Source organism: Pseudomonas sp. WS 5078 (assembly GCF_012985745.1).
GTDB lineage: Bacteria > Pseudomonadota > Gammaproteobacteria > Pseudomonadales > Pseudomonadaceae > Aquipseudomonas > Aquipseudomonas lundensis_A.
In genome coordinates this window covers 155,182-168,236 of record NZ_JAAQWX010000012.1, presented here as the reverse complement: position 1 = coordinate 168,236, position 13,055 = coordinate 155,182, and the positions used below count along the sequence as shown (strand labels likewise).

The 13,055-nt window shown below is 56.4% G+C and carries 12 protein-coding genes; 8 read left to right on the top strand and 4 right to left on the bottom strand.

The window, feature by feature from the left end; genetic code table 11:
* Positions 1-209: 209 nt before the first annotated feature.
* Both HBN68_RS16735 and HBN68_RS16730 read right to left on the bottom strand, forming a co-directional pair.
* Entirely contained in the window at positions 210-998 is a 789-nt protein-coding gene (locus tag HBN68_RS16735; protein ID WP_169965360.1) for a VacJ family lipoprotein, read from the bottom strand.
* Positions 991-2,289 carry a serine/threonine protein kinase gene (locus HBN68_RS16730; protein ID WP_169965358.1) on the bottom strand — a complete coding sequence of 433 codons (1,299 nt, stop codon included), beginning with the start codon at positions 2,287-2,289 and terminating at the stop codon, positions 991-993. The genes HBN68_RS16735 and HBN68_RS16730 overlap by 8 nt, the downstream gene beginning before the upstream one ends.
* A gap of 229 nt (positions 2,290-2,518) precedes the next feature.
* Between HBN68_RS16730 and HBN68_RS16725 the strand changes: the two genes are divergently transcribed.
* Entirely contained in the window at positions 2,519-2,884 is a 366-nt protein-coding gene (locus HBN68_RS16725; protein ID WP_169965357.1) for a hypothetical protein, read from the top strand.
* A gap of 48 nt (positions 2,885-2,932) precedes the next feature.
* On the opposite strand, the gene HBN68_RS16720 is transcribed toward HBN68_RS16725, so the two are convergent.
* Positions 2,933-4,486 carry a glycosyl hydrolase family 17 protein gene (locus tag HBN68_RS16720; RefSeq protein WP_169965355.1) on the bottom strand — a complete coding sequence of 518 codons (1,554 nt, stop codon included), beginning with the start codon at positions 4,484-4,486 and terminating at the stop codon, positions 2,933-2,935.
* A gap of 212 nt (positions 4,487-4,698) precedes the next feature.
* Here HBN68_RS16720 and HBN68_RS16715 point away from each other — a divergent pair, with 212 nt between their 5' ends.
* The 3 genes from HBN68_RS16715 to HBN68_RS16705 all read left to right on the top strand — a co-directional run bounded on the left by HBN68_RS16715 (position 4,699) and on the right by HBN68_RS16705 (position 7,742).
* A complete protein-coding gene (locus HBN68_RS16715) occupies positions 4,699-5,550 on the top strand; it encodes a glycine betaine ABC transporter substrate-binding protein (RefSeq protein ID WP_094995134.1) in 852 nt (283 codons plus the stop codon).
* A gap of 225 nt (positions 5,551-5,775) precedes the next feature.
* Entirely contained in the window at positions 5,776-6,087 is a 312-nt protein-coding gene (locus HBN68_RS16710; RefSeq protein ID WP_047274253.1) for a DUF485 domain-containing protein, read from the top strand.
* Positions 6,084-7,742, top strand: a complete 1,659-nt coding sequence (locus HBN68_RS16705; RefSeq protein ID WP_070411960.1) for a cation acetate symporter — start codon at positions 6,084-6,086, stop codon at positions 7,740-7,742. Before HBN68_RS16710 ends, HBN68_RS16705 begins: the two co-directional genes overlap by 4 nt.
* A gap of 305 nt (positions 7,743-8,047) precedes the next feature.
* Here the strand turns inward: HBN68_RS16705 and gltA are convergent, their stop codons facing one another.
* Positions 8,048-9,337 carry a citrate synthase gene (gene gltA, locus HBN68_RS16700; RefSeq protein ID WP_094995135.1) on the bottom strand — a complete coding sequence of 430 codons (1,290 nt, stop codon included), beginning with the start codon at positions 9,335-9,337 and terminating at the stop codon, positions 8,048-8,050.
* Between the two features lie 351 nt (positions 9,338-9,688).
* On the opposite strand from gltA, the gene sdhC reads away from it, so the two are divergent.
* The 4 genes from sdhC to HBN68_RS16680 are packed head-to-tail and all read left to right on the top strand — an operon-like array spanning position 9,689 to position 12,932.
* Entirely contained in the window at positions 9,689-10,075 is a 387-nt protein-coding gene (gene sdhC, locus HBN68_RS16695; protein WP_070411961.1) for a succinate dehydrogenase, cytochrome b556 subunit, read from the top strand.
* Complete coding sequence (gene sdhD / locus HBN68_RS16690) at positions 10,069-10,437, top strand: succinate dehydrogenase, hydrophobic membrane anchor protein (protein ID WP_003446906.1); 369 nt, start codon at positions 10,069-10,071, stop codon at positions 10,435-10,437. Before sdhC ends, sdhD begins: the two co-directional genes overlap by 7 nt.
* A 3-nt stretch (positions 10,438-10,440) precedes the next feature.
* On the top strand, positions 10,441-12,216 hold the full coding sequence (gene sdhA, locus HBN68_RS16685) for a succinate dehydrogenase flavoprotein subunit (protein ID WP_047274260.1): 1,776 nt from the start codon (positions 10,441-10,443) through the stop codon (positions 12,214-12,216).
* 11 nt (positions 12,217-12,227) lie between these two features.
* Positions 12,228-12,932: a succinate dehydrogenase iron-sulfur subunit gene (locus tag HBN68_RS16680; protein WP_047274262.1), complete on the top strand. Its 705-nt coding sequence runs from the start codon at positions 12,228-12,230 to the stop codon at positions 12,930-12,932.
* Positions 12,933-13,055 lie beyond the last annotated feature (123 nt).

The window sequence follows — 13,055 nt, the reverse complement described above, 5'->3', positions numbered from 1 at the left end:
AAATGCGCAGCCCACTCGTTACGTTTGGAACGCCAAAGGAGAAGACATATTGAACAAAATACAACAAGCCCGCGAGGCAATGGCGTCGCAGGCATGAGGGATATTATTTCTGAGACAGCACACTAGCCTGTTTCACCTTGCTTAACCGTCGCTCGCAAACATTTGCTAAAGACCCTGCGGGTGCTCAGACTGCTGTGCGACGTAGGTTCTTATTCAGCAATCTGTAACTTGCGTGCCTCGGTGTAGATATAACGCAATTTGTCGTACTCAAATGGCGAATCGAACTGTCCATAACGGAAGCTGGTGGTGTAGCGCTTGTCGACAGCGCCCAATACCCAAATTTCCGGGTGACGCGTGCTTTCGTGTGGCACGTTGAGGAAGTTGATTTCCTGATTGACGCCGTAGTCGACCACTAACCCGGTGGTGTCCCGCAGGTTGGACGGGCCAAGAATCGGAAGCATCAAGTAAGCCCCACCTGGAACGCCATAGAAACCCAAGGTCTGACCGAAGTCTTCGCTGACGCGCGGCAGGCCCATTGACGTGGCCGGGTCCCACAGGCCGCCGATCCCTAAGGTGGTATTCAACAACAGTCGCCCGGTGGTTTCCAGGGAGCGCTGCCCCTTGAGTTGCAGCAGGCTGTTAAACAGGTTGGGGACGTCGCCCAAGTTGTTGAAAAAGTTACTCACGCCTGTGCGCACAAAGCTTGGCGTCACGTAGCGGTAGCCATTGACCACCGGCAGGAACACCCACTGATCGAAGCGGTAGTTGAAGTGGTAGATCCGGCGGTTCACCGACTCCAGCGGGTCATAAACGCTCAGGGCGTTCATGGTGGCGCGTTCAAACTCGCGTTGATCCAGCCCGGGATTGAACTTGAGGAGTTTCAAGGGTTGGGTGAAGCCATCGACATCTGCGGTTCGTTCAAGGTTGGCCTTGCTGTTGTCCGCTTGGGCAACGCCAGCGCTGAGCAGGGCGGCAACCAGTAATAAATGTTTAGCCACGGAAGAACTCCAGCATATCGTCAGCGTTGACACGGTAGTTGAGGTTGCCGCAATGGCCGCCATACGGGTAGACAGTCAGCCGATTGCCAAAGGTTTTACGCAGAAACCCAAGGTCGCCAGGGCCGAGGATGATGTCGTCGGCGTTGTGCATGACGGCAATTTTCGGGCTGTTTTGCAGGTAGTCCTTCAGGGCGTACAGGCTCACCTGATCGATCAATTGCAACAACGTTCCGCCATCGGTGCGGGCCCGCCACATGGGGATGACTTGCTCAGTCAGGTAGCAATCGAAGTCGCACTGCAGTGAGCGCTTGAGGAACGGCGTGAGGCTGGTGCCTTCGGTGATCGGGTAATTGGGCGGCGTGATCAGCCCACGACGGTTGATCAGGTCGGAGGTGAACACGATGTCGGCTGACGAGAAACGGAACATGGTGCCGATCAACATCGCCATTTGTTCGTTGGTCAGTCGTTCCTTGGAGTTCTGGATGTCGTACACCAGTGCAGCGTTGATGTCGACGTAGCCTTTTTGTTTGAAGTACCGGGTCAATTTGTTCAGCACCAGTTCATAGAAGGTGGTGCTGTTGTTGATCCCTTTGACTTCGGTCTGTACCAGTTTGTCGAGGTTGCTGATGGAGGTGTACAGGTTGACTGGCGGGTTGAGCATCAGCACTTTTTTAAAGTTGAAGCTCTTGCGCGTCTCATCCAGGTGGCTGACAAAGGCTGCGTCCAGCGCGCCCAGGCTGTAGCCGCTGAGGTAGTAGTCGGTCACCGGGACATCGGCCTGCTGCGCACGCACCGCTTGCATGACGCGGTAGAGGTCTTCGGCATCGTATTGGCTGATGCCGGGCGTCGCAAAGCGTGAGGCGGCGCTCATGAAGTCATAGCTGGTGGGCGATGAGAGCTGCACCACGTGGTAACCGGCCTGGTAAAACAGTTTTTTCAGAAATTCGTTGAGGCTGCTGTTGTAGGGGGCGCCGGTGCCGGCAATCAGGAACATCAAGGGCGCCGGGTGATCTTGTCGGGCCATGCGGTAGGTGAGTTTTTTGACTGCCCAAAAGTTGGCGGGCAGGGTGAACTCGCGCTCAGGGCGCAGGGTCAGGCTGTAATCCGATTGTCGAATGTCATCTTCGCTCGGTAGATACGGGCGCATCTCCGGTGGCGTGGTGGCGATGGTGGCTTCAAACGGATTGGTGATCGGGTAGCCATAGGTTGCGGGGTCGACATCGACCGCCTGTGCGGACGCACTCAATACAAGGCCGCCGAGCAAGGCAAGGAGGGACAGAGAACGAAGCATGAAGACTATCCTAGAGAAGGTGCTGAGAAGATTCGCAGGCTATGACCACAGGGCTACCTTCGAAGTGCCTTTTGCACCCCTAAATAAATCCCCCTACGTGTCGCAGGCGGCAATTGGCTACCAGACGATACACGTTGATTGACTTTAGTGAACAGATATCTGATTGCAAGGCTTGCATACCCGACAAGTGTGATTAAGCTGAGCGCCGCTTTTGCCTATCGGAGTTGTTATGCGCCCTCGTTTGCCGTTGATATTGCTGCTCATTGCTGTGCCCGTGTGGCTGGCTGCTGGTTATGGCCTGCGCTATGGCTTGATGGAAGATCCGCAGTGGGTGGGCACCTGCGTGGCTGAGGCGGCCCGCTGGGAGTGCCAGTTGCGCGCGAATTTGGGCTTGTTGATTCATTTCAGGGTGTTGGGTTGGGCTGCGATTGCCACTGCGGTTGTGGCCTTTTTTGTGCGTGGCCCTCTTGGTAATGCTTTGGCGGTGCTGGCATTGGCTTTTGGGCTGCCAGCACTGGCGTTGTATAACGCCAGTCTCGCTGTGTTTGCGGTGGTGATTGCAGGGTTGCGACTGGTGAGGGCCAAGCGGATTTAAACCGCGCGAGGGTTGTATCCCATGCAGCCTCGCGCAGCGTTGCAGCAATTACCGGTGGTGCAGTCTCAAGCTGCGCCACAATGCCATCACCAGTAATACGCTTACCATCGCCCAACCCCACGCCTGTTCGTTGCTGAGGCCTTCGCGGTACAGCTGCAAGGGGATGCCCGCGCCGATAATAAACGCCAGTAACCCGAACTCACGGCGCGGCCCGCGCACCGGGCGCAGCAGGTATACCAGTGCCGGCAGCAACAGCGCAGCACTCGGGAAGCTGCGATAGCGCGGTTCAAACACCAGGCCGAGCATCATTACGGCTCCGGCAAACCCGGCAGCGGCCAACCACCAGCCAGCGCGGCGTTCGAGCACATTGAACAGTCGCTCGCGCCATCCGTCTTTTTGCCCTAATGCCAGCGCGGTATGGGCCATGACGATCAGATTGAGTCCCAACAGGATCCCGGCCCATAGCCATTCTCCGGCAAAGCGGCTGGTGACAGACGCCAGTTCAGCCCAGGCACTGATCGTGCACCCCGACAGTGCGCCCAAAGCAGGCAACAGCAGTGCAGCACGGCTGCTGCGAACCCGGCCGCCAATCAGTAAGGTAGCGATCAATAATGCGACGCCGAGACCTAGCCAGACGGGCCAGTGCGGCAGATTGGTCACAGGGCCTGCGAGTATCCCTTTGTCTTGACGGTCCGCATCGAACAAGCCCCAGTAACCGCCGACAGCACCTTCACTGCCGCGTTTCCAGGGTTGATCGAAGGCTTCAATCAGGTTGTATTTCCAGCCGTTCTGCTCGGCAAGGGTCACAAAACCACGAATGAAACGGGCTTCATTGACCCGGCTTGGCAGTGCTGTTTCGCGCTGGCGACCCTCGCTGGGCCAGCCGGTTTCACCGATCACAATGTCCTTGGGCGCAAACTTGCTACCGAAGGCTTGGCGAATTTGTGCGACATGGTTAACCGCCTGATCGATCCCGGCAGGGTCATCTTCCCAATAGGGCAGTAGGTGAATGGTCAGGAAGTCGACAGCGGGCGCGATTTCCGGGTGTTGCAGCCAGAACTCCCAGACGTCCGCATAGGTGACGGGTTGTTTTATCTGGCTCTTCACCTGCTCGATCAGCGTGACCAACTGCGGGGCAGTGATTTCTTTGCGTAGCAGCGCCTCATTACCCACGATGACCGAGCTGACGATATCCGGGTTGGCATTGGCCGATGCAATCAGCGCATTGACTTCTTCGGCGGTGGCTACCGGGTCCCGGCTTACCCAGGCCCCCATCATGACTTTGAGCCCATGTTTGCGAGCCAGCTCGGGCAAAGCTTCAAGACCGGCCTGCGAGTAGGTGCGTACGCAATTAAAACGCGTGGCCAGCAGGGCCAGGTCAGCATCCATTTGCTCAATGCGCGGCACGAACGGTTGATCGAAGGGTGATTGATCCTTACCGAACGGCGTATACGAGGCGCACTGCAACTTGTGGGTTGGCGTGGCCGCATCGGGCAGGATCACGGGTTGGCCTAAGCCGTACCAGAAACCGGCCACGGCAAACAGGCTCAGCACGCACGCGAAGAGGTAGGGCAGGGTGGGGAAGCGGGCAGTCGCAGACATGGTCAGGCCGTATGGGAGCAAAGCCGCGCATCTTACCTGCAATTAGGGCTGCCCAGCATGTGTGAATGATTTTGTTACGTCTAAGCGCATGTCGCTTGCAGCTGGCTTGAGGTCGCCGTCAGAGCAGGTTGCAGTGATTCAGAGGTTGATCATCGAGCTACGGGTTCAAGCGGTCCGGCACCCGTCGGGCCCGACACGGTGAGGATTCATTGATGACGATGCGACGACGCTTGAGTGTGGGGGCTGCTTTGGTGCTGGCTTTGGGGGCGGGCGCAGTCTGCGCGCAGGCGAAACCTACACTTAATATAGGTTACGTCGATGGGTGGTCGGACAGTGTGGCCACAACCCATGTTGCCGCAGAAGTGATTAAGCAGAAGTTGGGCTATGACGTGAAGTTGATGCCGGTGGCAACCGGGATCATGTGGCAGGGCGTGGCCACCGGCAAGCTGGACGCTATGTTGTCCGCCTGGTTGCCGGTCACCCATGGCGAGTATTGGGCGAAGAATAAGGACAAGGTGGTGGATTACGGGCCCAACTTTAAGGACGCAAAAATCGGTTTGATCGTGCCTGACTATGTTGAAGCCACGTCAATTGCCGATCTTAAAGAGGACAAGGGGTATCAACAGAAAATAGTCGGGATTGATGCGGGGTCTGGTGTGATGCTCAAAACGGACCAGGCGATCAAGGATTACGGCCTTGGTTATAAACTGCAAGCCAGTTCCGGCGCGGCCATGACGTCAGAGCTTGGGCGGGCTTATGCCAAAGAACAGCCGGTGGTGGTCACTGGGTGGGTGCCGCACTGGATGTTTGCCAAATGGAAACTGCGCTTTCTGGATGACCCAAAGCAGGTCTACGGGGCCGCAGAAACCGTTAACAGTGTTGGCAGCAAAGCGCTGGACAGCAAAGCACCGGAGGTGGCGGCCTTTTTGAAAAAATTCCAGTGGGCATCGAAAGACGAAATTGGCGAAGTGATGCTGGCCATACAGGAAGGTGAGAAGCCAGAAGTGGCGGCTCGGGAGTGGGTAGCCAAGCACCCCGATCGAGTAGCTGCGTGGACTCAATAAAAACAGCGAGGTGTCTAGCTCGGTGTTTGCGTAACCGCCTGATGCGTGCGTCAGGCGGTTTTTGCGTTTCTGGGGTAGGCAAAATGATGTCAACTTCCATGCAGGCCAGATAAACCGGGGGCTGCAGTGGAAGACGGTTCTACTACTAAAGTCGTCTGGCTTAGAAATTCAAGCCCCCTAATAGTGAAATCGTTCCATCTCATCTGTGCTGCGAGGACAAAAATAATGAACGACAGCATTTACCTCACGATTCAAAACAGCCCCCGTTTCAAGGAGCTGGTCAAAAAAAGAGAGCGTTTCGCCTGGATTCTTTCGGCGATCATGCTTGGGTTATATGCCGGCTTTATCCTGTTGATTGCCTACGGGTCGCACATCATGGGGGCGAAATTGAGCCCCGGTTCGTCCATTACTTGGGGAATACCGATTGGTGTCGGGCTGATTGTTTCAGCCTTTGTGCTGACAGCTATTTATATCCACCGGGCCAATGGCGAGTTTGACGACCTGAACAATGCAATTCTCAAGGAGGCTGCGCAATGATCCGGCGTCTATTGGCAACACTGGGCCTGGCAGCCTTGTCTTCTGGCGTCTGGGCGGGCGAGGCCCTGACCGGTGAAGTGCAGAAGCAACCCCTTAACGTGTCAGCGATCATCATGTTTGTGGTGTTCGTAGGTGCAACACTGTGCATTACGTATTGGGCCTCCAAGCGTAACAAGTCGGCGGCGGACTACTACGCCGCGGGCGGCAAGATCACCGGTTTTCAGAACGGTCTGGCGATTGCGGGTGACTACATGTCGGCCGCGTCCTTTCTGGGTATTTCCGCGCTGGTGTACACCTCTGGCTACGATGGCCTGATTTATTCCATCGGCTTTTTGGTGGGCTGGCCCATCATCCTGTTCCTGATTGCGGAACGTCTGCGTAACTTGGGCAAGTACACCTTTGCCGACGTGGCGTCCTACCGTCTTGGGCAGACTCAGATCCGCTCCCTGTCGGCCTGCGGATCGCTGGTGGTGGTGGCTTTTTACCTGATCGCCCAGATGGTCGGTGCGGGCAAGCTGATCCAGTTGCTGTTCGGTCTCGATTACCACGTTGCGGTGATCTTGGTGGGCATCCTGATGTGCCTGTATGTGCTGTTCGGTGGCATGCTGGCCACCACGTGGGTACAGATCATCAAAGCCGTGCTGTTGTTGTCCGGTGCAACGTTCATGGCTGTGATGGTCATGAAACACGTCAACTTCGACTTCAACTCGCTGTTTGCCGAAGCGGTGCAGGTTCATCCTAAAGGTGAAGCCATCATGAGCCCGGGCGGTCTGGTCAAAGATCCGATCTCGGCGTTCTCCCTCGGTCTGGCACTGATGTTCGGTACTGCCGGTCTGCCGCACATTCTGATGCGCTTCTTCACCGTGAGTGATGCCAAGGAAGCCCGTAAGAGCGTGCTCTATGCGACTGGCTTCATTGGTTACTTCTACATTCTGACGTTCATCATCGGGTTCGGCGCGATCATTCTTGTCAGCACGAACCCTGCGTTTAAAGACGCGGCAGGCGCGCTGCTGGGCGGCAATAACATGGCGGCTGTGCATTTGGCCGATGCCGTGGGCGGCAGTATCTTCCTGGGCTTCATTTCGGCCGTCGCTTTTGCAACGATTCTGGCGGTGGTAGCGGGCCTGACGTTGGCAGGTGCTTCGGCGGTGTCTCACGACTTGTATGCCAGCGTCATTAAAAAGGGCAAGGCAAACGACAAGGACGAGATTCGTGTCTCGAAAATCACCACCATCGCCCTCGGCGTGCTGGCGATTGGCCTTGGCATCTTGTTTGAAAGCCAGAACATTGCGTTCATGGTGGGCCTGGCGTTCTCCATCGCAGCCAGTTGTAACTTCCCCGTGTTGCTGCTTTCCATGTACTGGAAAAACCTGACCACGCGCGGTGCAATGATTGGTGGTTGGCTGGGGCTGGTAAGCGCAGTCGGCTTGATGATTCTGGGCCCGACCATTTGGGTACAGATCCTTCATCATGAAAAAGCCATCTTCCCTTACGAGTATCCGGCGCTGTTCTCCATGATCATTGCGTTTGTGGGGATCTGGTTCTTCTCGATCACTGACAAGTCCAAGTCGGCAGAGAAAGAGCGTGCGTTGTTCTTCCCTCAGTTTGTGCGTTCGCAGACGGGCCTGGGGGCGAGCGGGGCGGTGTCGCACTAAGAAAATAATGTAAGGCTGGGCTACTGAAAAATCCCTCTGTCGAAAGGCAGGGGGATTTTTTGTGCATCACAGAAAGGGGGGGGGGGCAGCGCGTCCGATGTGGCAAACCGGAGCTTGTGGGGGACGGTTAGCGTGATTCGTCAAGCGGCCGGGTGTCCAGGGCTGTGATCGTAGTTGCCTGTCTTGGCAATGATTACAGGGCGCTTAGCGTGATCTTGGTGTGCGGCTTGCGGGCAAAAAAATACGGCCTCTATCAGATAGAGGCCGTATTCGTTGCAGGCAGAGCGCTGTCGTTGGGCAGGCGCTTACTTGCGGTCTTCGAGTTTGGTCAGGTCACGCTGCTCGTAACCGGTGTACAGCTGGCGCGGACGGCCGATTTTGTACGGGCTGGAGAGCATTTCTTTCCAGTGCGAGATCCAGCCTACGGTGCGCGACAGGGCGAAGATCACGGTGAACATGCTGGTTGGAATGCCGATCGCCTTGAGGATGATCCCCGAGTAGAAGTCGACGTTCGGGTACAGCGAGCGCTCGATGAAGTACGGGTCGGTCAGGGCGATCTCTTCCAGGCGCATGGCCAGTTCGAGTTGCGGATCGTTCTGGATGCCCAGCTCTTTGAGAACTTCGTCGCAGGTCTTTTTCATGACCGTTGCGCGCGGGTCACGGTTTTTGTAAACGCGGTGACCGAAGCCCATCAGTTTGAACGGATCGTTTTTGTCCTTGGCCTTGGCGATGAACTTGTCGATGTTGGAGACATCGCCAATTTCGTCGAGCATGGTCAGCACGGCTTCGTTGGCGCCGCCGTGGGCAGGGCCCCACAGTGCGGCGATGCCCGCAGCAATACAGGCGAACGGGTTGGCACCCGAGGAGCCTGCCAGGCGTACGGTGGAAGTCGAGGCATTCTGTTCGTGGTCGGCGTGCAGGATAAAGATCTTATCCATGGCCTTGGCCAGTACCGGGCTGATCGGTTTGATCTCGCACGGTGTGTTGAACATCATGTGCAGGAAGTTTTCGGCGTAGCTCAGGTCGTTACGTGGGTACATCATGGGTTGGCCCATGGAGTACTTGTAAACCATTGCGGCCAGGGTCGGCATCTTGGCAACCAGGCGGATCGCGGAAATTTCGCGATGCTGCGGGTTATTGATGTCGAGGGAGTCGTGGTAGAAGGCAGACAGGGCGCCAACTACGCCGCACATGACGGCCATCGGGTGGGCGTCGCGACGGAAGCCGTTGAAGAAGGTCTTCAGCTGTTCGTGAACCATGGTGTGGTTCTTGACGGTGCTGACGAACTGGGCTTTCTGCTCTGCGGTCGGCAGTTCGCCGTTCAGCAGCAGGTAAGCGGTTTCAAGGTAGTCAGAGTGTTCGGCCAGTTGTTCGATCGGGTAGCCGCGGTGCAGCAGGATACCGTTGTCACCATCAATATAGGTGATCTTCGACTCGCAGGACGCGGTCGACATGAAGCCAGGGTCAAATGTGAACCGGCCCGTGGCCGTGAGGCCTCGCACATCGATTACATCGGGACCCACGGTGCCAGTTAAAATGGGCAGCTCGACGGGGGCTGCGCCCTCGATGATCAACTGCGCTTTTTTGTCAGCCATGTGGCCTCCTATTTATGCTTGAAATCATCAGACAGACCCCCCACGCAGGGCCCGCACCACTATAGTGAGATAAATTTGAATGTCAATTTGCCTAAAGTCTTGCTGTACAAGGCTTTCAGGAGCGTTTTTTAACGATTATCCCTGCCGTTTACGCCTTTTGTAGCTGCATTGCAATGCGCTATTAGGGGGAGGTGATTGCGTTGTCATTAGTGACCTAACTGTCTATACTCGGCAGCCGACCGCCAGGGGCTTTTGGGCCCGTTTAGATGGGGGTCGTCACTCCCTGGGTGGTGGGTACCTGACCAGTGCACATCCCAACAAACTTGCCCTGATTGTTAGGGGCTCTTCAGTGTGAAAAAAGCCGTGAATAGCCAACGACCTGTAAACCTAGACCTAAGGACCATCAAACTCCCCATTACCGGCGTTACGTCATTTCTGCACCGTGTATCGGGCATCATTCTCTTTCTCGGCCTGGGCATCATGCTTTATGCATTGAGCAAATCCCTGGGTTCGGAAGAAGGTTTTGCCGAGGTGAAGGCATGCTTGACCAGTCCGCTGGCCAAATTCGTTGCGTGGGGCCTGCTATCTGCCTTGCTGTACCACCTGGTGGCAGGTATTCGCCATTTGATCATGGACATGGGCATCGGTGAGACGCTGGAAGGCGGCAAACTGGGCTCGAAAATCGTAATCGTCATTTCCGTGGTGATGATCGTTCTGGCGGGAGTTTGGATATGGTAACCAGCGTTACGAACCTGTCGCGTTCGGGCCTCTATGACTGGATGGCACAGCGTGTGTCTGCGGTCGTTCTAGCGGCTTATTTCATCTTCCTGATCGGGTACCTCGTTGCGAACCCAGGCATTGGCTACGCCCAATGGCATGAGCTGTTCGCAAGCAACTGGATGCGTATCTTCAGCCTGCTGGCCCTTGTTGCACTCGGCGCTCACGCCTGGGTCGGCATGTGGACCATCGCGACTGACTACCTCACGCCAATGGCGCTGGGCAAGTCCGCGACAGCAGTACGTTTCCTCTTCCAGGCAGTATGCGGCGTTGCAATGTTCGCTTACTTCGTCTGGGGTGTGCAGATTCTTTGGGGTATCTGAGTCATGGCTAACACAGTTAATACACTTTCGTTCGACGCCATTATTGTAGGCGGCGGCGGTGCTGGCATGCGTGCTGCTCTGCAGCTGGCACAAGGCGGTCACAAGACTGCTGTAATTACCAAAGTCTTCCCGACCCGTTCGCATACCGTATCGGCTCAGGGTGGCATCACTTGCGCCATCGCGTCTGCAGACCCGAACGATGACTGGCGCTGGCACATGTACGATACCGTCAAGGGCTCCGACTACATCGGTGACCAGGACGCTATCGAATACATGTGTTCCGTAGGTCCGGAAGCCGTGTTTGAACTTGAGCACATGGGCTTGCCGTTCTCCCGTACCGAGCAGGGCCGTATTTACCAGCGTCCTTTCGGCGGTCAGTCGAAGGATTTCGGCAAGGGCGGCCAGGCGGCACGTACTTGCGCTGCGGCGGACCGTACCGGCCACGCACTGTTGCACACCCTGTACCAGGCCAACCTCAAGGCTGGCACTGTATTCCTGAACGAATACTACGGTGTGGATCTGGTGAAAAACGAAGACGGCGCCTTTGTTGGCATGATCGTCATCTGCATTGAAACCGGTGAAACCTCTTACGTTCGCGCTAATGCGACCGTACTGGCGACTGGCGGTGCGGGCCGTATTTACTCCTCGACCACCAACGCACTGATCAACACCGGTGACGGTATTGGCATGGCACTGCGCGCAGGCGTTCCGGTGCAGGACATCGAAATGTGGCAGTTCCACCCAACCGGCATCGCCGGCGCGGGTGTACTGGTTACAGAAGGTTGCCGTGGTGAAGGTGGTTACCTGATCAACAAGCACGGCGAGCGTTTCATGGAGCGTTATGCTCCGAACGCCAAAGACCTTGCTGGCCGTGACGTAGTCGCTCGCTCGATGGTTAAAGAAATCATCGCGGGTAACGGTTGCGGTCCGGATGGCGACCACGTGATGCTGAAACTTGATCACCTCGGTGAAGAAGTTCTGCACAGCCGTCTGCCAGGCATCTGCGAACTGTCCAAAACATTTGCGCACGTCGACCCGGTTCTGGCGCCAGTTCCAGTCGTTCCTACTTGCCACTACATGATGGGTGGTGTTGCCACCAACATTCATGGTCAGGCAATTACTCAGGACGCTGAAGGCAACGACGCAATCATTCCTGGCCTGTTCGCGGTCGGTGAAGTGGCTTGCGTATCGGTTCACGGCGCCAACCGTCTGGGCGGCAACTCGCTGCTCGACCTGGTGGTGTTCGGTCGTGCTGCTGGCCTGTTCCTTGAGCAGACCCTGAAAGAAGGCGTTGATTACGCTCGTCCACGTCAGGCTGATATCGACGCTGCTCTGGCGCGTCTGGATGGCTTGAACTCGCGCACTGATGGCGAAGACGTGGCAACCCTGCGTAAAGAGCTGCAAAGCTGCATGCAGAACTACTTCGGTGTATTCCGTACCGGCGAATACATGCAGAAGGGTATTGCCCAGCTGCAAGAGCTGCGCAAGCGCATCGCCAACGTGAAAATCAACGATAAGAGCCAGGCGTTCAACACGGCCCGTATCGAAGCACTTGAGCTGCAAAACCTGCTTGAAGTGGCAGAAGCCACTGCAATCGCTGCTGAAACCCGTAAAGAATCGCGCGGTGCTCACGCCCGTGAAGACTACGAAGATCGTGACGACGTTAACTGGCTGTGCCACACCCTGTATTTCCCGGGTGAGAAGCGCGTAGCCAAGCGTGCGGTGAATTTCTCGCCGAAAACCGTTCCGACCTTCCAGCCAATGGTTCGTACTTACTAAGGGTGGCCGATATGTTGAAAGTCAGTGTTTATCGCTACAACCCGGATCAGGACGCTGCACCGTTCATGCAAGAGTTCCAGGTCAATACCAATGGTAAAGACTTGATGGTGCTGGACGTTCTGGCCCTGATCAAAGAGCAGGACGAAGGTTTCTCCTATCGTCGCTCTTGCCGCGAGGGCGTTTGTGGCTCGGACGGCATGAACATCAACGGCAAAAACGGTCTGGCGTGCGTAACGCCACTGTCCGCTGTCGTAAAAGGTAACAAGTTGGTGATCCGTCCTCTGCCAGGTTTGCCGGTTATCCGTGACCTGGTCGTCGACATGAGCATCTTCTACAAGCAATACGAGAAGGTGAAGCCATTCCTGCAGAACGATACGCCGGCCCCGGCCATCGAGCGTCTGCAATCGCCAGAAGAGCGTGAAAAGCTCGACGGTCTGTACGAGTGCATCCTGTGTGCTTGCTGCTCGACTTCGTGCCCGTCCTTCTGGTGGAACCCGGACAAGTTCCTGGGCCCTGCTGCACTGCTGCAAGCCTACCGTTTCCTGGCTGACAGCCGTGACACCAAGACCAGCGAGCGTCTGGCTTCACTGGATGACCCGTTCAGCGTATTCCGCTGCCGCGGGATCATGAACTGCGTAAACGTGTGCCCTAAAGGTCTGAACCCGACTAAGGCCATCGGCCACGTGCGTAGCATGCTGCTGCAAAGCGGCGTCTGATACACCGCTATACCGTAGATCGCTGTAACCGAAGATGCTACGGCGCAGGCTTCAACCGGCGCCGTAGTTTTAACCTGAGCAGCAGCTCACAAAGTTGCGGCTCTTATTTTGAAGAAATGAGAC

Bases quoted from the DNA above. Each gene is read 5' to 3' on its own strand.
- HBN68_RS16720 (WP_169965355.1), bottom strand. From the start codon at position 4,486: ATGTCTGCGACTGCCCGCTTCCCCACCCTGCCCTACCTCTTCGCGTGC.
- HBN68_RS16725 (WP_169965357.1), top strand. From the start codon at position 2,519: ATGCGCCCTCGTTTGCCGTTGATATTGCTGCTCATTGCTGTGCCCGTG.
- sdhA (WP_047274260.1), top strand. From the start codon at position 10,441: ATGGCTAACACAGTTAATACACTTTCGTTCGACGCCATTATTGTAGGC.
- HBN68_RS16705 (WP_070411960.1), top strand. From the start codon at position 6,084: ATGATCCGGCGTCTATTGGCAACACTGGGCCTGGCAGCCTTGTCTTCT.
- HBN68_RS16680 (WP_047274262.1), top strand. From the start codon at position 12,228: ATGTTGAAAGTCAGTGTTTATCGCTACAACCCGGATCAGGACGCTGCA.
- gltA (WP_094995135.1), bottom strand. From the start codon at position 9,337: ATGGCTGACAAAAAAGCGCAGTTGATCATCGAGGGCGCAGCCCCCGTC.
- HBN68_RS16715 (WP_094995134.1), top strand. From the start codon at position 4,699: ATGACGATGCGACGACGCTTGAGTGTGGGGGCTGCTTTGGTGCTGGCT.
- HBN68_RS16710 (WP_047274253.1), top strand. From the start codon at position 5,776: ATGAACGACAGCATTTACCTCACGATTCAAAACAGCCCCCGTTTCAAG.
- HBN68_RS16730 (WP_169965358.1), bottom strand. From the start codon at position 2,289: ATGCTTCGTTCTCTGTCCCTCCTTGCCTTGCTCGGCGGCCTTGTATTG.
- sdhD (WP_003446906.1), top strand. From the start codon at position 10,069: ATGGTAACCAGCGTTACGAACCTGTCGCGTTCGGGCCTCTATGACTGG.